The organism is Parahaliea maris (assembly GCF_008064665.1).
GTDB lineage: Bacteria > Pseudomonadota > Gammaproteobacteria > Pseudomonadales > Halieaceae > Parahaliea > Parahaliea maris.
Window position 1 is genome coordinate 272,102 of the sequence record NZ_VRZA01000001.1, and the last position, 25,596, is coordinate 297,697.

General features: G+C 59.4%; 21 protein-coding genes. 11 read left to right on the forward strand and 10 right to left on the reverse strand.

Going from position 1 to position 25,596, the window contains the following annotated elements:
- The first annotated feature begins 119 nt into the window (after positions 1-119).
- From FV139_RS01145 to FV139_RS01155, 3 genes are all read left to right on the forward strand, one after another.
- Complete coding sequence (locus FV139_RS01145) at positions 120-1,460, forward strand: cytochrome P450 (RefSeq protein ID WP_187276338.1); 1,341 nt, start codon at positions 120-122, stop codon at positions 1,458-1,460.
- A gap of 13 nt (positions 1,461-1,473) precedes the next feature.
- Positions 1,474-1,692, forward strand: coding sequence for a ferredoxin (locus FV139_RS01150; protein WP_148066410.1), 219 nt, complete (start codon positions 1,474-1,476; stop codon positions 1,690-1,692).
- A gap of 115 nt (positions 1,693-1,807) precedes the next feature.
- The gene (locus tag FV139_RS01155) at positions 1,808-3,604 is read left to right on the forward strand and encodes a DUF3604 domain-containing protein (protein WP_148066411.1); all 1,797 of its coding nucleotides are present in this window, start codon (positions 1,808-1,810) and stop codon (positions 3,602-3,604) included.
- Between the two features lie 41 nt (positions 3,605-3,645).
- On the opposite strand, the gene FV139_RS01160 is transcribed toward FV139_RS01155, so the two are convergent.
- Genes FV139_RS01160 through FV139_RS01170 form a run of 3 tightly spaced genes read right to left on the reverse strand, consistent with a single transcriptional unit; the run spans position 3,646 to position 7,127 of the window.
- Positions 3,646-4,554, reverse strand: coding sequence for an NAD-dependent epimerase/dehydratase family protein (locus FV139_RS01160; protein ID WP_148066412.1), 909 nt, complete (start codon positions 4,552-4,554; stop codon positions 3,646-3,648).
- Between the two features lie 37 nt (positions 4,555-4,591).
- Entirely contained in the window at positions 4,592-5,431 is an 840-nt protein-coding gene (locus FV139_RS01165; protein WP_148066413.1) for an SDR family NAD(P)-dependent oxidoreductase, read from the reverse strand.
- Positions 5,432-5,459: 28 nt separating this feature from the next.
- On the reverse strand, positions 5,460-7,127 hold the full coding sequence (locus FV139_RS01170) for an FAD-binding protein (protein ID WP_148066414.1): 1,668 nt from the start codon (positions 7,125-7,127) through the stop codon (positions 5,460-5,462).
- A gap of 162 nt (positions 7,128-7,289) precedes the next feature.
- On the opposite strand from FV139_RS01170, the gene FV139_RS01175 reads away from it, so the two are divergent.
- From FV139_RS01175 to FV139_RS01195, 5 genes are all read left to right on the forward strand, one after another.
- Positions 7,290-9,275 (forward strand): pyrroloquinoline quinone-dependent dehydrogenase, encoded by a 1,986-nt coding sequence (locus FV139_RS01175; RefSeq protein ID WP_148066415.1) that lies wholly within the window; start codon positions 7,290-7,292, stop codon positions 9,273-9,275.
- Positions 9,276-9,334: 59 nt separating this feature from the next.
- Entirely contained in the window at positions 9,335-10,375 is a 1,041-nt protein-coding gene (locus FV139_RS01180; RefSeq protein ID WP_148066416.1) for a MarR family winged helix-turn-helix transcriptional regulator, read from the forward strand.
- Positions 10,376-10,439: 64 nt separating this feature from the next.
- Complete coding sequence (locus tag FV139_RS01185; protein ID WP_187276339.1) at positions 10,440-10,820, forward strand: carboxymuconolactone decarboxylase family protein; 381 nt, start codon at positions 10,440-10,442, stop codon at positions 10,818-10,820.
- A gap of 89 nt (positions 10,821-10,909) precedes the next feature.
- Positions 10,910-12,787 carry a DUF3604 domain-containing protein gene (locus FV139_RS01190; protein ID WP_148066418.1) on the forward strand — a complete coding sequence of 626 codons (1,878 nt, stop codon included), beginning with the start codon at positions 10,910-10,912 and terminating at the stop codon, positions 12,785-12,787.
- Between the two features lie 103 nt (positions 12,788-12,890).
- Complete coding sequence (locus FV139_RS01195; protein ID WP_148066419.1) at positions 12,891-14,150, forward strand: cytochrome P450; 1,260 nt, start codon at positions 12,891-12,893, stop codon at positions 14,148-14,150.
- Positions 14,151-14,206: 56 nt separating this feature from the next.
- Here the strand turns inward: FV139_RS01195 and FV139_RS01200 are convergent, their stop codons facing one another.
- The 5 genes from FV139_RS01200 to FV139_RS01220 form a co-directional block, all read right to left on the reverse strand.
- A complete protein-coding gene (locus FV139_RS01200; protein WP_148066420.1) occupies positions 14,207-14,995 on the reverse strand; it encodes an SDR family NAD(P)-dependent oxidoreductase in 789 nt (262 codons plus the stop codon).
- A gap of 55 nt (positions 14,996-15,050) precedes the next feature.
- On the reverse strand, positions 15,051-15,473 hold the full coding sequence (locus tag FV139_RS21345) for a Zn-ribbon domain-containing OB-fold protein (RefSeq protein WP_148066421.1): 423 nt from the start codon (positions 15,471-15,473) through the stop codon (positions 15,051-15,053).
- A 2-nt stretch (positions 15,474-15,475) separates the two neighbouring features.
- On the reverse strand, positions 15,476-16,723 hold the full coding sequence (locus tag FV139_RS01210) for a thiolase family protein (protein ID WP_148066422.1): 1,248 nt from the start codon (positions 16,721-16,723) through the stop codon (positions 15,476-15,478).
- A gap of 2 nt (positions 16,724-16,725) precedes the next feature.
- A complete protein-coding gene (locus FV139_RS01215; protein ID WP_187276340.1) occupies positions 16,726-18,282 on the reverse strand; it encodes an AMP-binding protein in 1,557 nt (518 codons plus the stop codon).
- Positions 18,283-18,408: 126 nt separating this feature from the next.
- On the reverse strand, positions 18,409-19,365 hold the full coding sequence (locus FV139_RS01220) for a Rieske 2Fe-2S domain-containing protein (RefSeq protein ID WP_187276341.1): 957 nt from the start codon (positions 19,363-19,365) through the stop codon (positions 18,409-18,411).
- Positions 19,366-19,490: 125 nt separating this feature from the next.
- Here FV139_RS01220 and FV139_RS01225 point away from each other — a divergent pair, with 125 nt between their 5' ends.
- The 3 genes from FV139_RS01225 (at position 19,491) to FV139_RS01235 (ending at position 23,482) form a co-directional block, all read left to right on the forward strand.
- Positions 19,491-20,111: a TetR/AcrR family transcriptional regulator gene (locus FV139_RS01225; RefSeq protein ID WP_148066425.1), complete on the forward strand. Its 621-nt coding sequence runs from the start codon at positions 19,491-19,493 to the stop codon at positions 20,109-20,111.
- 473 nt (positions 20,112-20,584) lie between these two features.
- On the forward strand, positions 20,585-22,810 hold the full coding sequence (locus FV139_RS01230) for a TonB-dependent receptor (RefSeq protein WP_187276342.1): 2,226 nt from the start codon (positions 20,585-20,587) through the stop codon (positions 22,808-22,810).
- A gap of 156 nt (positions 22,811-22,966) precedes the next feature.
- Positions 22,967-23,482 (forward strand): nuclear transport factor 2 family protein, encoded by a 516-nt coding sequence (locus tag FV139_RS01235; RefSeq protein WP_148066427.1) that lies wholly within the window; start codon positions 22,967-22,969, stop codon positions 23,480-23,482.
- A 1-nt stretch (position 23,483) separates the two neighbouring features.
- Here FV139_RS01235 and FV139_RS01240 read toward each other — a convergent pair whose 3' ends face one another.
- Entirely contained in the window at positions 23,484-24,479 is a 996-nt protein-coding gene (locus FV139_RS01240; protein WP_148066428.1) for a Rieske 2Fe-2S domain-containing protein, read from the reverse strand.
- Between the two features lie 277 nt (positions 24,480-24,756).
- Entirely contained in the window at positions 24,757-25,578 is an 822-nt protein-coding gene (locus FV139_RS01245; protein ID WP_148066429.1) for an SDR family NAD(P)-dependent oxidoreductase, read from the reverse strand.
- Positions 25,579-25,596 lie beyond the last annotated feature (18 nt).

Consider the following 25,596-nt stretch of genomic DNA (forward strand, 5'->3'; position numbering starts at 1 on the left):
CCCTGTGTCAAACAGTGGAGGAAGCGGGTTGTGAGGTACACCCGCATGCCCTATAATCCCCATTAAATTTCTGTAGCAATGTTTTTGTGCATTGCCTTAATAAGATGATCGAGGTTGACATGAGTGACATCCCCTTCGTCAGCGGCGCCAAATCCCCCGAGGAAGGCGGCCACTTTGAAGAGTTCTGCGCCCACCCCGCCCATTTCCTGCAGCGTGCTTATAAGGAGTGCGGCGAACTGGCTGAGTTCGACATGGGTGGTATCAACACGGTATTGATGGTTGGCCCCGAGGCTCACGAAGCCGTGTTCCGTGTCGACGACATCAAGGTCAGCGCCCCCGAGGCCTACCAGTTCATGGTGCCCATTTTTGGTAAGGGTGTGCAGTACGGAGCCCCCCTCGATATCGAGCGCCAGCAATTGCGCATGCACTCGCGTGGCCTGGCCAGTGAGAAGATGAACCACTATGCCCCGATTATCGCCAGGGAAGCCGAGGACTGGATTGCCGATTGGGGTGACAGCGGCGAACTGGACTTTTACGAGGGCTTCGCGGACCTGACCATCAAAACCTCAACCCACTGCCTGCTGGGCTCCGAATTCCGCTACTCGTTAACCGATGAATTCGCCGAGTTGTACCACACCCTCGGCGCAGCGGCAGACGCCGGCGGCCTGCAGGACCCCGGTGCGGTGAAGGCGGCTTACGACGCCAGGGACAAAGCCCGAGCCCGGTTGGAGGAGTTGATCACCGAGCGTGTAGAAAAACGCCGCGCTTCCGGCGAAGTCGAGATGGACCTGCTGCAGGTATACATGGATGCCACCTACCCTGATGGCCGCCATCTCACTACCAGCGAGATTGCCGGCATGATCGTGTGGTTCATGTTTGCAGGTCACCACACCAGCGCCAACACCGCCGCCTGGACTCTGGTAGAAATGGCACGTCACCCGGAACTGACCCAGGCCGTGGTGGCCGAGGTGGACGCGGTAATGAGCTCGGGCCAGCAGTTCGACCTGAAGATCCTGCGACGCATGTCCAAGCTCGAAGGCTTTATTCGCGAAGCCCTGCGGGTGCACCCCCCGCTGAATACCCTCACCCGACGCGTCATGGAGGATTTCGAATACAAGGGACACATCATCGAGAAAGGCAAGAATGTGATGCTCTGCCCCTACGTCGCACACCGCCTGGAGAGTAGCTTCGAAGACGCCGAGGCGTTCAAACCGGATCGCCCGGCACCGGAGAGCCCCTTCGCCCTGATTCCCTTCGGTGGTGGCCAGCGCAAATGCGTGGGCAATGCCTTTGCGATACTGCAAGTGAAAGTGATTTTCTCGGTGTTGCTGAACAATTACGAATTTGAACTGGCTGGTCCCTCCGGTGAGTATGCCGAAATCATGCCCTCACTGATTCTGCGCCCGTCCGACCCCTGCATTCTGCGCTACCGCCGTCGCGCTGACCGCAAAGCCGCCTGAGGGAGATTACGTCATGGCGAACTATAAAGTCGAAGTCGACCTGATGCTGTGCCAGGGGCACGGTGTCTGTACTGAGGAGTGCCCCGAGGTGTTTGAAGTGGTCGATATGGACAGCGGCTATCCCAAAGTCCGGGTCAAGAATGAGTTCCCCGGGGAGGAATTGCGTAGCAAGGTACAGGACGCCGTCGACTATTGCCCCAATCAGACCATCAAACTGGTGGAGATAGACTAGACCTTACGTTCTCCAGACAGTGCACCCGTGGCGTAACAAACCCTCTGGATAGCTCCAGAGGGTAACTCCGCAGGTGAGAGCCGGAATAAAAATCATTCATTACCCGGGGCGAGCGATGCAACGACACATCATACCGGCAGTGGTCCTGACTATCGGCATTGCCGGGTGCTCTGATTTTGATGATCCAACCATAGGTACTCACGTCGGCAAGGTGCTGCAACCCGATCTGCCCAGCCGCGCCGTCGTACCCCCTAACGCTACCCGCAACCTGCTCTGGGGCGACCTGCATGTGCACACCGCCCTGTCCTATGATGCCTTCACCATGGGCACCAGGACCCTGCCTGATGACGCCTACAACTACATGAAAGGCGGCACCATCATGCACGGGCTCGGCTACCCCATTCGCGCCCGCAGGCCGCTGGATTTTGGCGCAGTGACGGATCACGCTGAATACCTCGGGGTACCAAGGCACCTGGCGGGATCGCAAGCTGACCAACTGGATGAAGGCCTGATAAACGCCCTGAAGAGTGGTAGCGCACTTCGGTTCACTGCCTATTATTTCTACCGCATTTTTTCCTCGATGAGTTCCCGCGAAAAGCGGGAAGAAACCTTCGGGCGCGACGATCTGCAATACGTTTCCGATGCTGCTTGGCAGGACATACAACAGGCTGCGGAGAATCACAACGAACCGGGGCGCTTCACCACCTTCGTCGCTTACGAATACAGTTCGATGCCAGACGAACGCAATCTGCACCGAAATGTGATCTACAAATCCGCGCGAGTGCCAGACTACCCTTACACATCCAGGGACTCCAGCAATCCCGAAGATTTATGGCGCGTACTGGACGCGCAACGCGAACAAGGCATGGACGTACTTGCAATCCCACACAATGGTAACGTCAGCGGTGGACGGATGTACGAATCCAGGACATTCAATGGCAGCGCCATTGATGCCGAGTACGCAGAGTTGCGCTCCCGCAATGAGCCCCTGTCAGAAATTTTTCAGGTCAAAGGCACCTCCGAGACCCACCCCAGTCTTTCACCTGCCGATGAGTTCGCCGACTTCGCGCTAATGGATACCTTGATGACCGCCGCGCGGGAGCCGAGTACACCGAAGGGCAGTTACAGCCGCGACGCCCTGCGCACGGGACTTGAATTCGCCCACCGGGAGGGCTACAACCCCTATCAATTCGGGGTCATCGGTTCCAGTGACAGCCATAATTCGAGTTCCTCAACAGAAGAGGACAACTTCCATGGCAAGTTGCCCCTCATGGACGGCTCTCCCAGTCAGCGCCTGACTCTCGCCTACCTCAGCGACAAGGCAACTCCCATCACCGCCTACGGCGCTGCGGGCCTTGTCGCCGTGTGGGCCCAGCAGAACACACGCGAGTCCATATTCGAAGCAATGCAACGCAAAGAAACCTACGCCACGTCCGGACCACGTATAGCACTACGTTTTTTTGCCGGCTGGGGCTATGACGACCTGACGCTGGATGGCGACTGGTTGGTACCGGCCTATGCGGGCGGCGTCCCCATGGGGAGCAGCCTCAAGGGAAGCATCGGAGCAGAGTCCCCCACCTTCCTGCTTTCCGCGCAGAAAGACCCTCTCGGGGCCAACCTGGATCGACTACAGGTGATCAAAGCCTGGGTGGACGAGAAAGGCCGCAGTCACGAAGTGATTTACGACATTGCCGGCAGTGGGGAGGACACCGAGGGCGCCGCGAGCTATTCCAGAACCTGGCGAGATCCCGAGTTCAACTCCGCTCAACACGCCTTTTACTACGCCCGCGCAATCGAGAAGCCCACGCCAAGGTACACGACGCACGATGCCGAACGCCTCGGCGTAGAGCCTCCGGAGCCTGTCACTATCCAGGAACGAGCGGTCAGTTCGGCGATCTGGTACTCGCCCTGAGGTGTTCAGGGTCGCCGACATGGACAGCGGGGAGAGAGGTGTCAGGTTCCGCTCTTCACGGCTTCAACGATAATGTTGGCGGTACGTGCGACATCGTTGGTTCTGTAGCCAAGTTCTTTTGCCTGTTCCAGATCGAGGTCAAAGTAGATAGTGCTGCCTCGCCCGCGCATCATCATTGAGTCTGGCAGGAGAGGGAATTCCTCATCGACAACTGGCAAGGGGTCTTTGTCGCCCGCAGCGTCGAGAAAGTATTGCAGCAATTGAGCCCAGGTCAGGTTTTCGTCACCAATCAGATAGGCCCGGCCGTTCTCGCCGCGATCCAGTGCATCGACAATTGCATCGGTCAGTGTGTCGACCGAAATAACATTGGTGCCTCCCGGGGGAGCCTGCCGCGGTAGCGGCAATTGGCCCAACGCCCAGCGCGCATAAGCATCATAGGCGGGGATCAATAGCCCCGGCACATGGCCGATGATGACCGGCGCATTGAGCGAAACGACGTGAAAACTGTCGTCTGCCAACGCCCGAGCCCCGTCGTCGGCGGCTTTCCTACTCGCTATATACGGCTCGGTAGCCAGCAGTTCCGGTGCTGCCTGCGGATAGAAGCTACCGATGACAATCGCCCTCTTAACACCTGCAGCCTTGGCAGATTCTATAAAAGCGGGAACTGCTTCGCTATTGGCTCGACCCCAGTGTACGTCTGCCGGAGTGTCCTCTGGGACATGCCGAATATCATTTCCGGCCGCGAAGACCAAGGCGTCAAACGCCCCCAGCACGGCTTCGTTCACAGGATCGTTCACATAATCGATTTGGATCCATGGCAGTGAACCCAATGGTGTCCCCGTCGCCGGAGCCGTTCGAGACGCCAGGGTAACCTTGTGCCCAAGCTCCGTAAGGCGTAAAGCCGAATGACCACCAACCATCCCGTTTCCACCAAGAATCAAAACTTTCATGGGAATTCTCACCTCCCGGAATTAACGTATCGCGTCGCTACACTTCGTAGGAAATGTTGTCGGTTACCATCGGGGCATTACTCCATCTACCCGACGGCACTCGGTGAAACGGACCCTGCGGCAAGGTGCCGCCATCAACCAACATCGAGGTACCAGTAACCCAGGATGAAAGCTCCGACGCCAGATAGACTGCTGCCCCAGCGTGGTCCTCAGGCCTTCCCATGCGTCCCAGCGGTATGGTCTTGCCTACCCCTTCCCGGTACTCGGGTTTGTAAACCTGGTCCAATGGCACCTGCTCAGTATCAGTAGTTTCCGGAGCAATGTTGTTGACTCTGATTCCGTAGTTCGACAATTCCATCGACAGGGACTCGGTGAAACCCCGGACGGCATGCTTGAAGGTCGTATAGCCGACGTTGTAGGGGCAACCGCGAAACCCCTCCACGGATGAAAAATTGATAATGCTGCCATTCCCGGATGCCTTCATCAGGGGAATCATTGCCCGTGACACCAGGAACATATGACGCAGGTTTATCGCATGCTGGCTGTCCCAGTCGTCTTCCGTAAACTCGGAGAGTTCCTTGAACACACCCAGGTGGTGTCCAACATTGTTCACCAGAACGTTCAGGCCTCCGAATCGATGTTGTACCGCTTGTGCGAGTGCATCAACTTCAACTGCATCACGCACATCACATTGTTGAACCAGTGCGTTTGGAAAACTCGCCTGTAATTCGTTGCATTTTTCGGGATCGATCTCTGCGATGACAATATCGGCCCCGAGCTCGCTATAGGCGCTGACGATCGCACGACCGATTCCTGCGCCGCCGCCCGTGACCAGTGCCACTTTACCCACCAGTGAGATAGATTGCTGCCAGGACATAGTGATTCTCCTCGTAGTCAGGCCGGCCCTATGAACTTGCGTGGCCAGCAGCGATAAAACCAAAGGTCATTGCCGGACCCAGTGTGGCACCGGCACCGGGATAGTACCGCCCCATCGGTGACGCCGCCGTATTGCCTATGGCATATAGCCCCTTGATTGGCGCACCACCTTCGCTGAGTACCTGGGCGTGCTCGTTGGTCAACAAGCCTCCCTTGGTACCAATATCACCCGGATACACTTCAATACCGTAGAAGGGGCCCTCAAGCAGCGGTGCGAGGCAGGTGTTCGGCCCGAGGCGTACGTCCCCGTAGAGCTTGTCGTAGCTGTTCTCGCCGCGATGAAAATCTTCATCCACCCCCGACTCCGCATAGCGATTGAACTGCTTCACGGTGTCCGTAAGACCCTCGGCGGAAACACCGAGTTTCTGCGCCAGTGCCGGGATACTGTCTGCCGTTACCAGCAGGTCATTGCGGATCTTGCCACTCTGCAGCCAGTCCAGGTGCATACCGCCGGGCAACAGCGGCCCGAAGGGGTATTCGCGACGGTAGCGACTATCGAAAATGGCATAGCAAGGCAGATTGTCACCGTCATACATTGCCTGTACCGCTGTGGTGTAGGCCACCGATTCATTGACGAAGCGCGCACCTTTGGCATTGACCAGGATGCAGCCCGGCATGGAGCGCTCGGTGAACAGCATGCGAGCCCGATCCTCACCTTGCACACGAATTGTCGGCCCCCACCAGGCTTCATCCATCAGGTGGGTTGCAGCGCCGATTGCCGTGGCCGCCTCGAGCAGGTCGCCCGTATTGGTGGGCGAAGCGGCAGACCAGTGCGTATCGCTCGGACCGGGCAGGTAGCGTTCGCGCAATGGCTGGGAGTGTTCGAAGCCACCCGCGCCGACAATCACGCCCTTGCGCGCCCGAAGTTGCTGCACCTGCCCACCGCGCTCTACCTTCACACCGGTGACAACACCGTCCTCGCTCACAAGCTCCCTCACCGGAGAGGAGAGCCACAGTGGCACATGGCGATCGTCGAGGGAATGCCGCAGGCGCCCTACCAGCGCATTACCCATCACCAGCCGGCGCGAGCGCCGACCCTTGAGACGCCCAGGCAGGTCGGCGGCGTATTCCAGAGCGAGTTTGAGTACCACCTTCAACCAGCCGGGCGCCTTGCTCAATAGTACGGCACCCTCCTGGTTGGTATAACCCATCAAACCCATGACACGCGTTTGTATGTGCGGAAAGCCGAGGGTTTCGAAGGACCCTCCGAGGTCCCTGGCATGATACGGCAAGGGGTCTATCGAGCGCCCGCCCGGTCGGGATCCGGGCAGTTCCTGATAGTAGTCGGCGTAATGCACCATGGACTCAAAAGCCACCCGGGTCTGCTCTTCGAGATAGCGCAGCATGACGGGGCCCTCCCGTACGTAGGCATCCACCAGTGCGGGAGCGACATCGCCGTCGGTCAGGCTGTGCAGGTAGGTCAGGGCGTCCTGTTCGTTGTCTTCGACACCAGCGGCCAGCATCAGGTGGTTGTTGGGAATCCACAGCCCGCCCCCGGAACTGGCCGAGGTTCCACCATAAAATGCGGCTTTTTCCACTACCAACACCTCGTTACCGAGGTCCTGCGCGCGGCAGGCAGCCGTCAGGGCGCCTGCGCCGCTGCCGACCACGATCACGTCAAATTCTGCGTCCCACATCAGGCGCTGTTCTCCTTATCAACCTGGTCGCGGCATGCTAACATATAAAACATTGGTAGAACTATGTTATTTTATTGTCAACCCGATGTTCGGAAACCAACCCTGACCATCAACAATAATCACGCTGGTGAACATCACCGGCCATAAGAGAGCAACCGCTGCATGAACCACACTGCACTACGTCGACTCCTGCTAACCCTGCCCCTTTTGGCGCTGACGGCCTGCCAACGCGCCCCCCTGGACCACAGCGGCCCCGTTGCCTCGTGGCCGGCAGTCGGCGGCAGCAACGCCGGGCAACGCTTCAGCGAACTGACCCAGATTAGCCCGGACAACGTGGGTCAGCTGGAAGTCGCCTGGGTGTACCACACCGGCGACATCTCCACCGGCACCGATACCCACGGGGCGACGGCCTTCCAGGCCACCCCACTGGTGACCAACGGCAGCATGTACCTTTGTACCCCGTATAACCGCATCGTCTCACTGGACCCCGAAACCGGTGAGGAGCGCTGGACCTACGACCCCCAGGTGGACCTGACCGGGGTCTATACACCCAGCTGTCGAGGCGTGGCTTACTGGGAGAATGAAGGCAGCCAGGGCGAAGCCTGCAACAGGCGCATCCTCTCCGGCACTCTCGACGCGCGTCTGCTGGCGGTAGACGCTGACACGGGCCGTCCCTGCGAAGACTTTGGCGAAGCCGGCAACGTCGACCTCAAGGCCAATCTGGGGGACGTGCGCCTCGCGGAGTACTACATGACATCGGCGCCGCTGGTAATCGATGACCTGGTTGTCACCGGCGCATTCGTCAAGGATGGGCAGCGGGTCGACGCCCCACCAGGCGTGATCCGGGCTTTTGATGTGCGCAGTGGCGAACTGGTTTGGGCGTTCGACCCCGTACCGCCCGGTATCGAGCCCGTTACCGCTGAACAAGCCAAAGCCGGCGCCAACTTCACCCGCTCCACGCCGAACGCCTGGGGCAACCTGTCCGCCGACGTGGAGCGCGGCATCATCTACCTGCCCACGGGCGGCCCACAACCCGACCACTACGGCGGCCCCGAACGTGGCGACCTGGACTACTATGGCACCTCAGTGGTTGCGGTGGATGCAGGCAGCGGCGAGCCGCTCTGGCATTTCCAGGCGGTACACCATGACATCTGGGACTGGGACGTGGCTGCCCAGCCGGTACTGTTCGAACAGAATGGCAGCACTCCCGGGGTCATCGCCGCCACCAAGATGGGACATATCTTCCTGCTCAACCGGGAAACCGGTGAACCCCTGTTTCCGGTGGAGGAGCGGCCGGTACCGAAATCCAACGTACCCGGGGAACCTACCGCACCGACCCAGCCCTTCCCCACCCTGCCCAAGCCGGTCCATCCCGAAGCGCTCACCGAAGATGATATCTGGGGACTTTACCCCGGTGATCGCGACGCCTGCCTTGCGCAATTCAAGGCATTCGACTATCGCGGCATCTTTACTCCGCCGGGGCTGGAACGCGAAGCACTGCTCTGGCCCGGCCTCGGTGGCGGCGTCAACTGGGGCTCTGTCTCGGTCAATCCGAAGCAAAACATCATGATCGTCAATTCCATGCGTGTTCCCTACACCGCGAAGTTGATCCCCCGGGAAAAGGCCGACTCACTCGACGGTAACGACCTGGTGGGAGCCAATGCCCAGGAAGGCACACCCTATGTCGTCGTCAGGGGTGGTTTCCTGTCACCGCACAACACGCCGTGCACAGCGCCCCCCTGGGGCGTACTGACGGCGATCAACCTCGATTCGGGCGAGACGCTCTGGGAGATCCCCCTGGGCAACCTGGAAGAACTCTCTCCACTGGGGCTGGGCCGCATCCTGGACTGGGGCACACCGAATACCGGGGGTACCCTGCAAACCGCGACCGGGCTGGTCTTTGCCGCCGCCACGCTGGATGGTTACATCCGCGCGTTTGACGTGAACAGCGGTGAGACCCTGTGGCAGGATAAACTGCCAGCACCGGCCCAGGCCACGCCCATGACCTATCGCCTGGAGAAGAACGGCAAACAGTATCTTGCCATCGCCGCCGGCGGACACGGCCCCCTGGCCTACGCTGCCAAAGGCCCGGAAAAACTGGGTGAACTGCTCGGGGATGCTCTGGTGGTGTATAGCCTGTCAGACTAAGCCCGGCATTTTTGTCAATACTAATTGACCGTGAGTCAATCTAAATTTACATTATAGCCATGAAACCAAATACCTCACAGATCGACAGTGTAGACCCCACCTGGAGCCGCTATCGGGACAATTTTCCCCGGCAGGTCATGGGGGTCACGCGATACCTTCAATCCCAGGTCATGGAACGGTTGGTAGGGGAACATGGTTTCGACAATCTTCGCCTGTATTTCGAGCCCTATATTTCCCTGGTTCCGGATGCTGGTATCCGCCTGACAGACCTCGCCGATGAGCTGGGCATATCACGACAGGCGGCCAACCAGACCGCCAACCAGATTGAACTGGCCGGCTTTATCGAGCGCGCACCGGACCCCAGCGATGGCCGCGCCAAACGCATACTGCTTACGGAGAGGGGGTCGGAGTTGCGCCGTCTTGGGCTGGTGGTTGCCGACCGGCTGGAGAGCGATTTCTGCCGCCTGGTGGGCCGGGACCTGTACGACCGCAGCGTTGAGGCCCTCACAACCTTCTGTGAGGCGAAGGACATTCTGCCCCCTGTGGCCAGTACCGCCAGCAGTGGCAGGACCTCCCTGGTAGCACTGCTACCCCGCTTCAGCGACTACCTCAGCCAGCGGCTGATGGAGATCACCATCGACCGGGGTCACTCGGGGCTGAAACTGTCCTACGCGCAGATCCTGGCGTTGATCGGCCCTGAAGGCGGCCGCATGCTGAAAATAGCGGCCCTGCAAAACGTCAGTAAACAGGCGATCAGCGCCATCGCCAATGAACTGGAAGACGAAGGCTATATCTACCGTGAGCAGGACCCGGAGGATGCTCGCCAGGTCCTGTTGCGATTCACCGGCTTCGGCCGCCGCCTGATCGAGGATTCCGTCAATGGTATCGATGACCTCGAAGCCGAAATTCGCGGTACGGTCGGGCCAAAGGCGCTGGACAGCCTGCGCAGTACCATGAAACGCCTGTATCACGCCCTGCAACCGGAGGTGGCTGTCTTTACCCGTTCCGAGCCTGACCTGATGCAGTTGGAAAATGAACTCAGACAGCGACTCAGCCCGGAAGCACGCCGGCAGCTGGCCGAGAGGCTACTGCGAGACTGAGCCAACGCCCCGGGCAGCAGCCGGCCACCGAACCCATCGTTCACACCATAAGAGAAATCGCGCAATGACCGAAAAAACACGTCGTGAAATCGGACTGGAAACCATCAAGGATGTCTACGCGGGAGATGTCGTTACCCCGCCGGAAGGCTACCCATTCAGCGATATCATGCTGGAGCAACTGTTCGCCGAGCTGTGGACTCGCGACACCCTGAGCATGCGAGACAAGCGCATCCTGCTGCTGGGCATCATCGCCGAGAAGGGAGAGCCCACCACCTTCAAGATCCAGGTCAAGGCGTCACTGAAACGCGGTGAAATGACCCCGGAGGAAGCGCGCGAACTGTTGCTTTTCATCGCCCAGTACGCGGGGTACCCGCGCGCCGCGGGCATGCTGGCCCCGCTGGAAGAGGCCATAGCCGAGGCAGCGGCAGACAAGCAGGCAACGTGATCACAACCACACGGCCTGCCAGGCAATTCCATAGGGGCAGCCAACATCAGTGCAGCCCTGAAGAAAAATAAGTTGTAAAAGGACCTACAATGCCGGCATTGCGTAACTCGGCCCTCGCCTTCGTGAGCCTGATCGCGGTAGGCGCATGCTCACCAGTGGAAGATCCATCCTTGTTTCCGGCCTTCGACGAGGCCAGTGCCGGACCGCCGCCTGCCAAGCCGCTGGTTCCACCCAGGGCAGAACGCCAGGTGTTCTGGGGTGACCTGCACATCCACACCAGCCTGTCGACCGATGCCTGGACCATGGGCGTTCGGGGCCTCCCCGACGATGCCTACACCTTTACCCGTGGCGGGACAATCGAGCACCCCCTGGGCTACCCCATCCGTTTGCACCGGCCGCTGGATTTCGCTGCAGTAACCGACCACTCCGAATATCTCGGCGTGGTTCGCGAACGCGCCCCCGAGTTACCCACGGCGACCCGGCCCATGCGCGAACGCCTGCTGGAAGACGGGCCGCTGATGAATACCATCGCATTCCTGCGCACCAACATGGGTTTCAACCTGCGCGACGTCGACAAGACCGGCGCCGCCGAGATTTCCAGGAAGGCCTGGCGGGAAACTATAGAGGCTGCCGAGCGGCACTACGAGCCCGGGCGCTTCACTACCTTTGTCGGCTATGAATGGAGTTCCATGCCGGACGCCCGCAACCTGCACCGCAACGTGATCTACCGCAGCACCAAAGTGCCGGAACTTCCCTACAGCTCGATCGAGTCGGAGGACCCGAGAGACCTGTGGACGGCACTGGAAGAACAACGCAAACAGGGCATGGCCAACCTGGCGATTCCCCATAACGGCAACGTCAGTGATGGATTGATGTACGACAGCGTCGCTCTTGACGGCAGCGCATTCGACGCCGAATACGCCCGCCGGCGTACGCTCAACGAGCCGATCAGTGAAATCTTCCAGGTCAAGGGCGCCTCCGAGACCCACCCTTCCCTGTCGCCTGAGGACCCCTTTGCCGACTTCAACATCCTGGACACCATGTTGAGCCAGGAAATACAGGACTCAAACCCCAAGGGCAGCTATATCCGTGACGCCCTGCGGGTCGGCATGGAATTCGAGCACGACCAGGGCTTCAATCCCTACCGCTTTGGCGTAATCGGTTCCAGTGACGGGCACAATGCCAGCTCTCCTGTAGAGGAGGACAATCACCACGGCAAACTCCCGATCATGGACGGTAGCGCCGCCATACGCCTGGGCAAGGCCTACCTGATACCAGAGGAAGAGCATCGCGCGGCTAACTGGGAATCCGCGGGACTCGCGGCGGTATGGGCGGAGGAAAACACCCGGGAATCAATCTTTGATGCCATGCGCCGCAAGGAAACCTATGCCACCTCCGGCCCCCGGATGACGGTACGATTCTTTGCTGGCGCGCAGTACCCGGAAGGCCTGATGGACGACCCCGAGTGGCTACAACGAGCCTACGCCTCCGGCGTGCCGATGGGCGGTGAATTGCAGGCAGCCAGTAGCGAAGATACATCCCCCCGTTTCGTGGTCATGGCGGCGAAGGACCCCCAGGGCGCCAACCTCGATCGGATCCAGATTATCAAAGGCTGGGTGGATGCCTCTGGGCAGTCCCACGAGCGCATCCACGACGTTGCCCTGGCGGAGAATCGGCAGGCTGACCCTGCCAGCAAGGCCGCCAACCCGGTCGGTAACACCGTGAATATCGCAGACGCCAGCTACACGAACGCCATCGGCAGTCCGATGTTGCAGGTCCAGTGGACGGATCCCGACTTCTCACCGACCCAACACGCCTTCTATTATGCAAGAGTGCTGGAGATACCCACGCCACGCTGGTCGACCTACGACGCCAAGCTTCTTGGGGTGGAAGCGCCGGAACCTGCTACCCTGCAGGAAAGGGCTGTCACCTCTGCCATCTGGCTACAACCGGCGAGTACTGACTGATTCGCCGAACCGATGAAAGCGCAGATGCGGCGGGCAGGTAATCCCCCACATTCTGGTTAAAGTAATGGGCCGGAAAAGTGCCCACGGTTACAGGTAAAGAATAATGAGTGCATGTCCGTTCTCCCATCTGCTGGACCTCGATACCTACGTCAACGGGATGCCCTATGCCGAGTTGGCCAAACTGCGCCAACAGGGGCCCTTTGTTCGTTTTGACGACCCGTCCACCGGCGTCCCCTATTGGGCCGCAGTGAAGCGCGAGGCACTGGATTTCGTATCCCGGAATCCTGACCTGTTCTCCTCCAACCGGGAGGGGCCTTTCCCCATGGAAACGCCACCTGAGCAGAAAGAAACCCAGAAAATCATGAATGAAAACTTCATCATTGCGATGGATCCACCCAAGCATATGAAGTATCGCAAGGTGGTCCGCGACGCGTTCACTCCCCGGGCGGTCGCCACGCTCGAACCCTGGTTGCGGGAACAGGCCAGGGGGATCGTCGACCGCGTGGCCACCAGGGGGGAATGTGAGTTCATCGAGGACGTGGCAGCCGAATTGCCGCTGATCGCCATCCTCGAAATCCTTGGCGTACCAGTGGAGGACCGCAAACAGTTCTTCGAATGGACCAACATCATGACCTTTGCGGACGACCCCGATGTGGTCACTGATCCCAATGAGGCCAACAACGTGTCACTGCAGGTCATCATGTACGCCATGGAACTAGCCAAGAGGGAGCGGGAAAACCCGACCAGCCAGGTGGTACAGGCGCTACTCGATGGCGAGGTCGACGGCGTCAAGGTGACAGAGGAAATGTTCGCCTGGATGTTCATCCTCATCATGGTGGGCGGCAACGAGAGTACGCGTACCGCGACAGCCCACGGGATGCGGGCCCTCATGGAAAACCCGGATCAGTTGGAATACCTGGTGCAGCACCCGGAGGAGATTCCCATGGCAGTGGAGGAAATGCTGCGCTACAACACTGCTTTTATCGCCATGCGCCGAACAGTCACCCAGGATCTTGAATGGCAGGGCTACCAGTTCAAGGAAGGTGACAAGGTCATCCTGCACTACCACGCCACCAACCACGACGAAGACGTGTTCGGCGATGACGCCACCCGATTCGACATCCATCGCCACAAGCGTATCAGCAACATGGCACGGGAACACCGCGCCTTTGGCATCGGTGAGCACTTCTGCCTGGGTATGAACCTGGCCCGGCTCGAGCTGAAAATCATCTTCGAAGAAATGATTCCGCGCCTGCGCAACCCGAAATTTGCGGGAGACGTCACCTACATGCGGTCGATCTTTATCAATACCATCAAGGCCATGCCGATCACCTATGATCCCGAGGGCGAGGCGACTGTATAAACTGCCCGCTGGCGGGCCGTCTGGCCCGCCACTGTTCCTGTGTCCTGCTTTGCATCCTACCCGAGCCCGGCAAACAGCCGCGGCAGGTTGGGCTGGTTATTGCTGCTGCCCATTCCGCCATCGATGACAATTTCCGTGCCGCTGATATAGCTGGCGGCCGGCGACAGGAGAAAGGCGACCAGATTGGCCACATCCTCCGGCTGGCCGGCGCGCTGCAGCGCGATGGCGTCCAGCCAGGCTTTGCGCACCGTATCGATCGAAGACGGTACCGCGGTGAGCGGGGTATCGATAAAGCCGGGACACACCGCCGTGGCACGAATTCCTTCCCGGCCGTGATCGAGAGCCAGGGTCCGCGTGTAGTTGATCACCGCCGCCTTGGCGGCGTTGTAGGCCGCAAAGCCGTGGTCGGCGCGCACCCCACTCAATGACGCAATGTTGACGATACTGCCGCCGCCCCGTGCCCGCAGATGGGGAATGATCGCACGACAGGCGTAAAAAACCCCATTCAGGTCGATATCGATCACCTTGTGCCACTCCTCGAGGGGCAACTCGGTGGTGGTACCGAAACTCCCCAGGCCCGCACTGTTCACCGCGCCATCGAGACCGCCGAAGGTGTCAACTGCAAGCTGGCAGGCGGCTTCCAGTTGTGTCAGTTCAGTCACGTCAGTGGCATGGAAGCGCAGCTTTTGGGGATATTCCTCCACAAGTGCAGTCGCAGCGTCCTCGTTGAGATCGGCAATCACTGCCGCGCCGCCGTGACGGGCGATGTAGCGCACCGTTGCCGCGCCAATACCCGAGGCTCCCCCGGTAACGAGGTAACAGTGGTCGCTGAAGTCTATGTTCATAGCGGAATGTCCTCAAAAGTTTATCAAGGCGGGCCAAGTCGCTCCGCAAACCGGTTCACGGCCCTACTCTAAGGCGGAATGGCGTGAACAGGGGGGCCATGTACGGATCTCCCTCTCGTGGCTGCAGCATCCCGAAGCGCAGAGCCAGAGGCATGTCACAAACCAGTTCCGCCGGCTCGCAGTCGACCAACTGAGTTACCAGCCGCGTGCCAGGTGCGTCCCGGGGTACCACCAGCGCCGGGATGTATGAACCGTTGAATGACGGGTTCATCGTCTTCGACACCACCGTCCACGACAACAGCGTCGCGTCACCGCTGAGGGTCTTCCAGTGTAGCAACCCGCCGCACTCCGGACACGCAGGCTTCGGATACCAGACAGCACAATCGCAGCGCTCACACCAGCTCATCACCAGGCGCTGTTCACTAGCGGCAAGCCAGAAAGGGCCGGTGACGGGATCATTCGTATCGGGCTGAACCATGCTTAACCTCTTCGCAACACGAGGGTCGAACCCTCGTCGGCAGTGAATCCGGCGTAGGCTGCCAGTTCGGCGTTTTCCACCTGATTGACCGCTTCGCCGCGTAACTGTTTGACCAGTTCGACCACATGGGCGATGCCCAGCACATAAGCGTGCGACAACAGGCCGCCATGGGTGTTACAGGGAATGCCGCCCCGGCTGCGCGGCCGGTCAAAGTCCAGCCGCCCGTCCTGGATGAAATGGCCTCCCTCGCCCTTGGAGCACAGGCCCATGTCCTCTATCTGCATCAGGGCGGTGATAGAGAAACAGTCATAGACTGCGATCACGTCCAGTTCGCCGGGGTTTGCATCGGCCATCGCAAACGCCCAGGGGGCTGCGAAGGTCTGCGGGGTCGCCGTGATCTGTTTCTGCTGGCTGATGTAGGGCGCACCATCCACGATGCCACGCCCTACCCCTTCCACAATCACTGGCCGCTGACGCAGGTCACGGGCACGCTCGACGCTGGTGTAAACATAGGCTGCGCCGCCGTCGGAAATCAGGCAGCAATCCTCCATTCTCAGTGGGTCGGCCAGTGGCGCGCGATCGAGATAGTCCTCCACCGAGAGCGACTTCTCTCTCATCACCGCACCGGGATGGCGGTTGGCATGACGGCGAAACGCCACCGGCAGTGCGGCGAGCTGTCGCTCGGTCAGGCCAAACTCATGCATGTAGCGGCGCGCAAACGTCGCGAAATAAACGGGTTGCGGATACCAGCCAAACGGCAGCTCGAAGTGGGCCTTCATCACTTCCGAGGCATGCCAGTCGCCCGGTGTGCCGCGACCATCAGCCCGGCGGCTGGCCCAGTCGACAGCGAAGACATTGACAATATGCCGGGCCTCGCCACGACGCAGGGCCTGCGCGGCCGCGTGGGCGGATGTCGCGGCCCAGATCATGCCTCCGCCTTCCCGGCTGAACCAGATCGGCTGGGAGGTACCGAAGTGGGCGTGAAAGTCCTCCGGCGTAATCTGGTCGGCGATACCCTTTGAGACCATCAGCCCGTCGATATCCGCGGGTTGCAGGCCCGCATCCGCAATCGCCGCCGCTACCGCCTCCAGGCACAGATCCCTCGCATTGCGACCGGAGGGCCCGCTGTAAGGTGTTTCCCCGATACCTGCGATGGCGACCTCGCCGCGAATATCCTCGAGTGGTACAGCGCTGCCCCAGTCGAAATACCCCGCCCTGCGCACCAGTTGTTCCAGGCTCTGCCCGCTCACGCTCATCGTTCCACCTCGAAGCCGGCCGCGCGGGCATCCCATGTGGTGTCAGCAATACCGCGCTGGCGCATTTCCACCTTACGCACTTTCTGGGTTGGGGTCATGGGGAGCTCCGGCATGAATTCGATGTAACGCGGCACGAAAAAATAGGGAGCGTTATCATTGATGAACCGGGCAAGTTCTGCAGGTGAACAGACCGCTTCAGGATTGAGCACCGCGGCGAGCATGATTTCGTGCTCGGAACTCAGCTCCGCGGAGGTAATTCCATACACGGCGACGTCCTTGATGGCCGGATGGCGACGGGCAATCGCCTCGATGGCCAGGGAGGAGACACTGCGTCCCTTGTAGCGGATCAGGTCTTTCTTCCGATCGACAAAAAAATAGTTGCCCTGTTCGTCCTGCTTGCCGAGATCCCCGGTGTGATACCAGCCACCGGAGAACGCCTCCGCTGTCGCTTCAGGGTTATTGAAATAGCCGTTGAACAGAATGTGCTCGCCCCTGGGCTTGACGCAAAACTCCCCCACCTCCCCCACTGCAACGGGCCGGTTCTGCTCATCCAGCAGGGCGACCTCAAGATCATCCGCCGGCTCACCCAGCGCATTGGGAACCAGTTCGCGCACGCCGTCATCATGATTACGGGTCAGCAGCATGATCTCGCTCTGCCCAAACCCCTGGTTGATCGACTCGATGCCAAAGCGCTCGCAGAAAGCCCGGTGGATGTCATGGGGCATCGGCGTCATGGTGGCAGACCGGACCGGGTTGTCGGCGTCGTCGGCCTGCTCTGGTGCCTTCCACAGAAACATGTGCATCGCCCCAAGGGTGAAGACATGGGTGGCGCCGTAGTGGCGGGTCCGGTCCCAGAAATTGCCGGCCGAGAATGCCGGATCGATAGCGACGGCAATCCCACTCACCAGGGCCGGGTAAATATTGGCTACCCAGGCTGCCGAATTATACAGCGGCAGGCAGTTGTAAACGACGTCGCCGGGACTCATGGCGCCCATTTCGGCGGCACTGAGCGCGCTTCTCACCCAGGCGTTGTGGCTTTGCATCACGCCCTTCGAGCGCCCGGTCGTACCAGAGGTCCACATCACCGAGGCGACATCGCCAGGGTCCAGGCCGGCGGGTTCAAAATGCCCCTGGCTCTGTGCCTGGAGATCTTCCAGGCCCGGATAACCGGGGGCACCCTCCCGCACAATAATATCCTCGACGACGCCCTTGCACAGCTCTTCAACCCGGGGGAGGTACCGCTGGTCAGTGACCAGCAGCTTCGGATCACTGTCCGCCAGCGTCTGGCGCAGCCATTCGCCGCGATAGTCGGTGTTAATGGGTATCCACTGCGCACCGACCAGACTGCAGGCCAGGCTCACCAGGACAAATTCGGGACAGCTGTCCATGAAGATGGCTACGCGGTCATCCCGGCCGACACCGCGGGCCGCCAGCCCCCCGGCATAGCGGCAGGCCTGCCCATAGGCCTCGACATAGGTCAGGCGATCGTTGCCCGCGAGCAGGAAATCACGATCGGGAGCCAGTTCTGCCCAGTGGCGGAATACTGTGCTCAAAACGCGGTTCTCGCGCCTTGTAAAATCCAGCATTGTTATCGCTCTGTTGTTCTGTGAATGGACCTGTAAAAACCTCAGTGACAGCGCCGGATACCGGCGCTATGTACGCGCTGGGGCACGCCAATTTCAGGCCGCGTTTTGCTGTTCGGCGTAGAACTGACTGGCCCATTTGCGGAACTTGGCAATGGGGCCGTCGCCGTCACAGAGGTTGGGACGAGGCATATAGACCTTGTTCTCCCACATGGGAATGTCATCGGTCAGCTGGCGGTTGACCTCTTTATTGAAGGCCGCGCCTATGCGGTCGATCTTCGCATCCCCCTCCGGGTTACGGTAAGCGACGTGGAAATACTGGACGACGGTTTCCTCGTCGACAGGGACATTGGTCGTGAGCATGCAGACTTCGATCAACGTGTGGTAGCGCACCACTCCCCAGCCAAAGCCCGTGCTGTGACTATTCAGGGTGCCTTCCACTGGGCCGCCGGAGCTGGGAAACTTCTGCCGGCTTTCCATGATCATGTTGGGGCCGTCAAAGTCGAAACGATCATACTCGGCAGAACCCGGATGATTGTGAATCGTCACGAAATGGGCACCGTCGGCAGTGTTCTCCGCCATTTCCTGTAGGCAGGTACGAATCTCGTGCCGGGTCACGATGGGCGCTACATACTCCTTGTCATCAAATTCCGGGATCTCCGGAAGGTCATAGGTCGGCGCAGCGCCCTCCGGGTGATACCAGGCCATCACCAGGCCGTACCTGACATCCAAAGGGTAGGTACGTACGCAGGCCTTCTGGTTCAGCTGCCTGGCATAGGGGATATGCGCCACCTGGCCTTCACCATTGAACTGCCAATGGTGGAAAGGGCACTGGATCAACTCCCCCACCACTTTACCCAGAACGCCAAAGTTGCCGCCGAGGTGGGGGCAGTAAGCGTCCTGCAGGTGCAACTCACCGGATTCGCTGCGCCAGAGCACAAGATCGCGGCCAAAATAGCGCATGGGCTTGATTTCGCCCGGTTGCACATCGTGCTCAAAGGCTACCTGGAACCAGCCGAAGGGGACCGGAAAGGGAAAACGACCATTGCTCATTATGCTCTCCTGCTCTGGTATTTCGCTGACAGACTTGTCAGTGAATTTAGCGAGCGATATCATTACTGTCAATAAAATTCGTATTACTATGTTTTATTGCTTCAGGTGAGCGAAACGGGGCGGCGATGACAGCGACCAGACAGCAGCAGCGGGCAGCAACCCGCAAATCCATCCTTGATGCGGCGGTTCTGTCTTTCGCCAGGTTCGGCTATGACGGTACGCATTTCCGTGAAATTACGGCAACTTGCGGTGCCCAGCGGACGCTGATCCTTTACCACTTCCAAACCAAGGAACAACTGTGGCAGAGCGCTGCTGAAGAGGTGGAGAGACGCTTCACGGCAGCCTTCGATGAGTTGTTTTCGCCAGAGCAACTGGCGGACGACCGCGCAAAGATACGCCATACACTCACCTGTTTCGTGGACGCCCTGAGCCAGGTACCGGAATACGGGCAATTCTACCTTCGCGAGGGCACTTCCGAAGGCCCCCGCATGGAGTGGCTGTCACGCCACTTCGCTCCCCCCCGCGCCCTCGATCTGTCGCTGGATGATCGGGAACTGGATGCGCGCATCAGAGGCACCGTACTGCGCGACATCATCGCCAGCTCTTTGGTGGCGTTTGTCACCCTCGGGCCGCTACTGGACCGCTCGCACGCCAACGCCAGCAGGCGCGACACCATGGGTCTGTATCCCTTGAGCGAGAGCCGGCGGGGAGAGTTTATCGACTACCTTATCAAGCTAATCTTCTAGGTAGCGCTCTTTTCTACCTCTCCGCACCGAAAGGGTCATCAGGATCAGGTTGTTCTGGGCGGCGCGATCGCGACCGAGGCGGCACGCAAGTCGCTCTAAACATTTTCAGATTATTTTTTTCACTGCATTAATCAGAACAAAGCAGCAGACAAACGTTTTGCATTGAAATTCCTTTTACCATTTATTTATCGATATCCTAAAGTTTTTTGCGGCTTTTAAGCAGGCAATGCCTTCACATGTCGCCAACGACATCGGAATTTTTCAATCATTAAAACATTTCTATTGCTATTGACTTTGTGTCGCCAAGAGGATTACATACCAATGCCCAGATGAGGCCACCGACTGGATGCAGCCCGAGGGATTCCGAATTTCCCCAGGCGCACAAACCCTCTTCCAGTGGTGTCCAGCCTTGTCGCTCTGTGTATCAAATCAATAAAACAGCGGTAGCACGGCAATACAGGGAGGAAAACTCTGTGACGAAGATAAACCTGAGAAACGCGGTTCTCGCCGCAACCTTGGCGCCCGCAGGGATCGCGCCGCCCGCGCTCGCTCAAAGTGGCGTTACCGCACTTGAGGAAGTGGTGGTCACCGCCCAGCGACGTCAGCAAAGCGTACAGGATGTGCCCATTTCCATCGAGGCGTTCAGCAGCGACCAGATCGATGACTATCGCATCAATAACCTGATCGACCTGGGGACACTGGTACCCAATCTGTCAGCGGTAGAGGGCTCCGGTGGAACCCGCAGCGTGCTGTTCCAGATACGCGGCCTGTATGCCTCGGGAACCGCGCTGGCAGCGGACAGCGGGGTAGCCATCTACCTCGACGGCGTCTACTTGCCGGGCGGCAGCGGTGGCCTGACCAACTACGCGGATCTCGAGCGCATCGAGGTCCTCCGCGGGCCACAGGGTACGCTGTTCGGACGCAATACATCCGGTGGCGCTATCAGCTTCATCACCCCGGATCCTGACGGCGAATTCGGTTTCAAGCAGACCTTTACCGCGGGCAACTTCGACCTGTTTGAATCCCGGACACGGATCGATACACCCAAGTGGGGCCCGATCAGCGCCAGCATCAACTACACCTACCAGGAGCGCGAAGGTGATGTCGACAACCTCGGCGCGGGCTTTGTAGTCGACTGGACCAATTTTGAATCAAAGGCGTACGAGTCACCCGAGCGGCTGGGAGATTCTGACAGCGACGCATTGCTGGTAGCGGTGGATTTTGACCTCCACGAGGACCTGCGACTGGTCTACAAATATGATTACCAGGAGGTCGACACATCACCGCCTCCGGTGGGCATCCTGGGTGTTGCCGATGTGCTGGCCCCCATCGTTCCCCTGATCGAATCATCCATCGCCGACAAACGCCCCGACGCGGTAAACAATGCCTTTCACACCCAAACCTATTCGGAAATCTGGGGGCACAACCTGACGGCGGAGTATGAAATCAGTGAGAGCCTGTCGCTGCGCAATATCTTTGCCTACCGCGAGGGCTATGTCGAAGTCCCGGGTCAAACCCTCGATGGCATTGGCCAGTTCGCGCCCGGTATCGTCGTCTTTTTCGTGACCGGCGGCAAGGAGACCGAGCAGACCAGTAATGAAACCCAGCTGATCTGGGAAACCGACAGATTTACCTGGACGAACGGTTTTCTTTACTACGCCCTGGACCAGGAGGCAGGGGGTCTGCCTGACTCAACCGCGCCCAACGCGATCTTTGGCGGCACCCCCGGCTCCTTTATTCCTGGCCTCGAAACCGGTAGGCGCTCAGAGGCGGAAACTGAATCCCTGGCGGCCTACACCCAGCTCGAATACCGTCTCAGCGATCAATGGGAATTGGTCCTTGGAGGCCGCTATACCAATGACAAAAAGGATTATATCGACCGGACATTACCGGGCCAGGAATTGAGACTGGACTACGACGAGAGTGAGCCAACCTATATGGTAGGCGCGAACTGGTTGCCCACCGAAGACATCCTGCTCTATGCGAAGTACTCCATCGGCTATATTTCGGGCGGGCTGGTATCGGGCCTGGAGTATGACCCGGAGATGGCCAAGTCCTTCGAGGTCGGCGGCAAGGCGACCTGGCTACAGGGCAGGCTGCGCACCAACATCGCGCTGTTCTCCGTCGACTATGAGGACCAGCAGTTCGGTACCGCGGGAAACCTTGTCGACCCGCCCGTCGCCGCCTCCCAGGTGCTGGTCAATGCCGGTGATACCGAGGCTCAGGGCGTCGAATTCGAGGCCAGTTGGGTGCCCATCACCAATACCACGCTGGGCATGAGCTTCGGCTATCTGGATTTCGAGTTCAAGGACATCGACCTCGCACTGCTCGGTGGGCCCATCTCTCCACACCTGCGCCCGGACTGGACCGGGACGGTGTTCGGTGACTACGTGACCGACCCGATCTTCGGCGACGCCCAGGTGCGTTTCCACCTGGACGCCTCTTACCGGTCCGAGGAATGGATCGCCACGCGGCCGACTGACTACGTCGATGGCACCAACGGTGACGTCTGGCGCCTCAACGGCCGGATTTCACTGGCCGGTATCAAACTGGCAGGTGGCGAAGTGAGCGTTGCCGTCTGGGGGCGGAACCTGACCGACAGTGATCTGCCGGTCAATATGAACACGCTGGGGCCTGTGGTCGCCGGTCAGTATGAGTTCTCCCGAACCTATGGACTGGATCTGACCTTCGAGTACTAATTCAGATTCAGTTACCGGTCTTTACACAACAGGCTGCCGTGATCAGCGGTAAATCGGCAGCCGTTACCATGCCCGGTCCGGCCTCGCAAACCGCATCAATTGAATGCGCGGCGTTCATCTTCTGGCCAACAACCGACTACACGGGAGGAGTACACCATGAGCCTCGATGAACGACCGATACGAACTTTACTGGCTAAAGAAGAGATCCGAGAACTGGCCCTTCTCTACTGCCGTGGCGTCGATCGCAAGGACTATAACCTCCTGCGAACACTTTATACGCGCGATGGCACCGACACCCACGGCAGGCATTTTGACGGCCCCGCCGGGGAGTATGTCGACTTCCTTGCGGGGGCGCTGACCACGGCTCGCATCGGCGCTCACTACCTCTGCAACCACCTCATCGAGGTCGATGGGGAAACAGCCCAGGGCGAGGTGTATGCGCTGGGCTTCCACCAGATGCCCGACGGCAATGGCGGCATGCGTGAGGAGTTCGTTGGCGTTCGCTACCTGGACCACTATCGCCGGGAAGATGGTCGCTGGCGCTTCGCCAGCAGGGAGGTCATGTTCGACCTTGAGCATGACCGCCCGATCGCTGGCCTGCCGCCCGCGCCGGACGGTGTGGAAGATCCCAGTTACCGCGTGTTATCCGGTCGTCTGTTTTCCCGGGGCTGAATCAGGCCCCGGCGTAAAACTGGGAGTAGTAGCGACGGAACTGGGCGATCGGGCCGTCGCCATCGCATAGCATGGGGTTCTCGCGACCGATCTTGTGCTCCCAGATCACGTAGTCCTCTTCCATCTGGCTCCAGATGTCCTTGATGATGGCGTCCTGGACGCCACCAGCAGCGGGTTCCTTGCCATCCACAAGGGGCTGCAGAAAAGAGTAGTTCACTTCGATGAGCTCATCTTCCACCGGTGTCAGGTGGCTTAATAGCAGGGTTTCGGCAATACCGGTAAAGCGCACCCAACCCAGGCCGGGCCCGATATTTTTCGACTCGATGCCGCCCTCCACAATACCCCTGGGGGTCTGCATGTCCGCCTTGATCATGCGATGCCCCATTGGCCCGTCGTAGGTGGTTTCCGCCTGAGGAGTGCTTTTGACCTGGTGAACGAAGATAAAGTGGGCAAAATCAACCGAGTTCTCCGCAATTTCCTGCATCACCGTGGGGATAACCATCTTGCGGCAGTTGTTCTCGCCAATGCGGGTCCAGCCGCTGTTTTCGTCATCCAGCTCCGGCAGTCGCTCCACCTCCCAAAGCGGGTCGATACCATCGGGGTGGTACCACACTGATATCACCTGGTTTCGCTCGACCGTGGGCCACTTTTTCAATACTTCCTTGTCTTGTGCACGGGGAGGAATTTTCTTGGCGTAGGGTATCTCCGCAACTTTCCCGTCCATATCGAAAACCCAACCATGGAACGGGCAGGTAATCGTGTTGCCTTTCACGCAACCGCCTCCCGTACCTTTGGACTTGTGTATGCCATAGCCGAGATGGGCACCCATGTGCGGGCAGTAGGCGTCCAGCACCTGTACCGCACCCTCTTCACCGCGGAATATCACCAGGTCTTCACCAAAATAGCGGAGGGGCCTCGACTCTCCCGGCGCCAGGTCCTTGGAGTAGGCAACCTGGTACCACCCATAGGGGATTGGATACTTATATCGTTTGCTCATTGTTATGCTCCTTCAATGATCGCTGGTTTTGCAATATTTCCGCAGTTCTGGCTGGACTGGAGTGCAAAGTACAGCGCCGATCCTGGCTGTCTGCAAGGATACAGTATAAACATTGTATACGAAATGTATTAACCTTGATCCAAGTCAAGATCGCCGGCGATAGCAACAGAGTCTGGAGGAGGATGGATTGCTGAACCCGACTGGACAGGGCGGGCTGGAAGCGGGATAGCTGTCGGACATCGGCCGCTAACGAAGCCGGCAGCAGCCCGGTACCGTGTTAGATTTCATTGTAGAAAGCCTTGGATACATGCTCCATCTGAATCAGCCGCTCCTGCCGTTGCCGTTGCAGTTTGCGCACTAGCTCGTCATTACCGGCAAAGGGAAAGATGTAAGACGGCCCCCGCCCCAGATAGTCCAGGAGCGTCGAAACGACCGCATCGGGCTCATCCAGATCGGGGATCGAAAGCCCGCGCTTTCCAAGCAACTGGTTCAGGCTGGGCGTGTTCATCGCCGCACAGACCGCACACAGCACATGCACTCCGAGCGGCTTTAGCTCGCTGTACAGGGATTCCGCGAAGTTCAGACCAAAAGCCTTGGTCCCGCTGTAGATCGCGCCTCCGGGCTGGCCACCAAGAGCGGCACCCGATGACATCACGATGATGGCGCCGCGACCGCGGGACACCATCTGCTCGGCGAAGGCATAACTGGGCTCAACCAGCGCATCAATATTGCGCCTGACCATACTGCTCCAATCGGAAATCGGGGCCTTGAGGAATGCCGAGCCGTAAGGATCGCTTCCCGCGTTGGAGACAAACAGGCTGACCTCAAGTCCATCGGCCAGATCGATCACCCGCCGACCCGCATCGCTTTCGGACAAATCAACGCTGGCCGTTCGCACCTCCACCGCATGATTTTCCCGGATCGCAGCGGCGAGAGTATCCAGTGGCGCAGCGCGACGGGCAATCAGTAGCAAGTTCATACCCGCCGCTGCGAGTGCCCGGGCAAACGCTGCCCCGGTACCGTCCGAGCCCCCCGCGACCACGGCCCAACTGCCCGCAAATTCGTCAAGTATCGAAACTCCGAAGTTCCCATTGGTCATCTGCAGCCCTCCAAGCGA

Excerpts from the sequence above, each read along its gene's own strand:
- FV139_RS01240 (WP_148066428.1), bottom strand. The coding sequence starts at position 24,479 with ATGAGCAAACGATATAAGTATCCAATCCCCTATGGGTGGTACCAGGTT.
- FV139_RS01235 (WP_148066427.1), top strand. The coding sequence starts at position 22,967 with ATGAGCCTCGATGAACGACCGATACGAACTTTACTGGCTAAAGAAGAG.
- FV139_RS01185 (WP_187276339.1), top strand. The coding sequence starts at position 10,440 with ATGACCGAAAAAACACGTCGTGAAATCGGACTGGAAACCATCAAGGAT.
- FV139_RS01180 (WP_148066416.1), top strand. The coding sequence starts at position 9,335 with ATGAAACCAAATACCTCACAGATCGACAGTGTAGACCCCACCTGGAGC.
- FV139_RS01150 (WP_148066410.1), top strand. The coding sequence starts at position 1,474 with ATGGCGAACTATAAAGTCGAAGTCGACCTGATGCTGTGCCAGGGGCAC.
- FV139_RS01245 (WP_148066429.1), bottom strand. The coding sequence starts at position 25,578 with ATGACCAATGGGAACTTCGGAGTTTCGATACTTGACGAATTTGCGGGC.
- FV139_RS01220 (WP_187276341.1), bottom strand. The coding sequence starts at position 19,365 with ATGAGCAATGGTCGTTTTCCCTTTCCGGTCCCCTTCGGCTGGTTCCAG.
- FV139_RS01225 (WP_148066425.1), top strand. The coding sequence starts at position 19,491 with ATGACAGCGACCAGACAGCAGCAGCGGGCAGCAACCCGCAAATCCATC.
- FV139_RS01155 (WP_148066411.1), top strand. The coding sequence starts at position 1,808 with ATGCAACGACACATCATACCGGCAGTGGTCCTGACTATCGGCATTGCC.
- FV139_RS01200 (WP_148066420.1), bottom strand. The coding sequence starts at position 14,995 with ATGAACATAGACTTCAGCGACCACTGTTACCTCGTTACCGGGGGAGCC.
- FV139_RS01170 (WP_148066414.1), bottom strand. The coding sequence starts at position 7,127 with ATGTGGGACGCAGAATTTGACGTGATCGTGGTCGGCAGCGGCGCAGGC.
- FV139_RS01165 (WP_148066413.1), bottom strand. The coding sequence starts at position 5,431 with ATGTCCTGGCAGCAATCTATCTCACTGGTGGGTAAAGTGGCACTGGTC.
- FV139_RS01190 (WP_148066418.1), top strand. The coding sequence starts at position 10,910 with ATGCCGGCATTGCGTAACTCGGCCCTCGCCTTCGTGAGCCTGATCGCG.
- FV139_RS01160 (WP_148066412.1), bottom strand. The coding sequence starts at position 4,554 with ATGAAAGTTTTGATTCTTGGTGGAAACGGGATGGTTGGTGGTCATTCG.
- FV139_RS01195 (WP_148066419.1), top strand. The coding sequence starts at position 12,891 with ATGAGTGCATGTCCGTTCTCCCATCTGCTGGACCTCGATACCTACGTC.
- FV139_RS21345 (WP_148066421.1), bottom strand. The coding sequence starts at position 15,473 with ATGGTTCAGCCCGATACGAATGATCCCGTCACCGGCCCTTTCTGGCTT.
- FV139_RS01145 (WP_187276338.1), top strand. The coding sequence starts at position 120 with ATGAGTGACATCCCCTTCGTCAGCGGCGCCAAATCCCCCGAGGAAGGC.
- FV139_RS01175 (WP_148066415.1), top strand. The coding sequence starts at position 7,290 with ATGAACCACACTGCACTACGTCGACTCCTGCTAACCCTGCCCCTTTTG.